Raw genomic sequence first — 1,559 nt, forward strand, 5'->3', positions numbered from 1 at the left:
TGTAGACATGATGGATTGACCTGCCCCTCCTCAACTTCGTGGGTTATGTTGAGGTTGAGGCAACAACGCAGAGCCACTATTAAGGGAGGCAGGTCATGAAACAGTCTAGCGTAAATCAACCGTCCTTTGGTGAACGCCGTAGCGGCGCTGGCAACGTCCATGCCGCTTATATCGGCCTGGATGTGCACAAGGCCACCATTGCCGTCTCTATCGCCGAGGCGGGGCGGCTCGAGCCCGAGTTTCGTGGCGAGATTCCTAACGAATCCAAGGCCATTGACAAGATGATTCGCCAGCTCAGCCAGCGGTTCAACGGGCAGCCTCTGTTGTTCAGTTATGAGGCTGGCCCTTGTGGTTACGGCCTCTATCACCAGATTCAGGCCAGCGGCCATGATGGCGAAGTGGTTGCCCCATCACTGATTCCTCGTCGTGCGGGAGATCGCGTCAAGACCGACCGACGAGACGCCGTCATGCTGGCCCGTCTCTCACGTGCTGGCGAACTCACGCCGGTCTGGGTGCCCACGCCCGAGCAGGAAGCCATTCGTGATCTGACACGTGCCCGTGAGGATATGAAGGCCATTGAGCTTAAAGCACGTCAACGTCTGAGCGCATTCTTGCTACGCCACGGCAAGGTCTACACTGGCAAAAGTAAGTGGATACCGGTTCATTTTCGCTGGCTCGAGACCGTCCGCTTCGATAATCGGATTCAGCAGATCGTGCTACAGGAGTACATTGAGGCCGTGAGAGAGGCTCAACGACGCGTTGCAGGGTTAGAGAAGCAAATGGAAGCGGCGTTAATGGAGTGGTCACTGGCCTCGGTGGTTCGGTCGCTAATGGCGATGCGTGGGATCAGCCTGATTACCGCCATGACAGTGCTGGCCGAGCTGGGTGATATCAGCCGGTTCGACTCACCGCGGCAACTGATGGCCTACCTGGGACTAGTGCCCAGCGAGCACTCCAGTGGCGGTAGTCGCCGACAGGGAGGCATCACTAAAACGGGTAATGGTCATGTGCGTCGTGTGTTGGTGGAGGCCGCCTGGAGCTATCGCTTCCCCGCGCGCAAGACGCGCATTATTGAGAAGCGAGCCGAGCAGACCACGCCGACGGTGCAGGCAATCGCCTGGGAAGCACAGAAACGACTCTGCGGACGTTACCGTCGATTGGCGACCACGGGCAAGATGAAGCAGCAGGTTATCACCGCCGTCGCGCGCGAATTGACGGGGTTTATGTGGGCGATTGCCTGTGAGGCTATGGGCAAACCGCACGGAAGCCGGGCAACCGCATGACTATCACGTTCCAGTGTCTAGGTGTCAGGGAGCGTCGGGCCGGTGGGAGAACCCCTGGCCCTCCTATGAGGCCCCGCCCTCTGGGGCTGGGTGACCCTCGCTTGTAGAGCAGGGTAGCTCCGCGACGAAGTGATGACAGGTCGGTAACCAACCCACGAATACCAGAGAGATCCACCGTCGCAGATAGCCCTTCGCTTCCTGACCCCTAGGCATTGAGGACAACCGAATGAACGAAAGATAACCGTGCCCTTGACAGGTCAATCCATACCAGGAGGT

The 1,559-nt window shown here is 58.6% G+C and carries 1 protein-coding gene; it reads left to right on the forward strand.

Going from position 1 to position 1,559, the window contains the following annotated elements:
• The first annotated feature begins 95 nt into the window (after window positions 1–95).
• On the forward strand, window positions 96–1,283 hold the full coding sequence (locus tag INT19_RS11555) for an IS110 family transposase (RefSeq protein ID WP_226912347.1): 1,188 nt from the start codon (window positions 96–98) through the stop codon (window positions 1,281–1,283).
• Window positions 1,284–1,559 lie beyond the last annotated feature (276 nt).

The organism is Halomonas sp. 3A7M (genome assembly GCF_014897875.1).
In the GTDB taxonomy this organism is placed as follows: domain Bacteria; phylum Pseudomonadota; class Gammaproteobacteria; order Pseudomonadales; family Halomonadaceae; genus Vreelandella.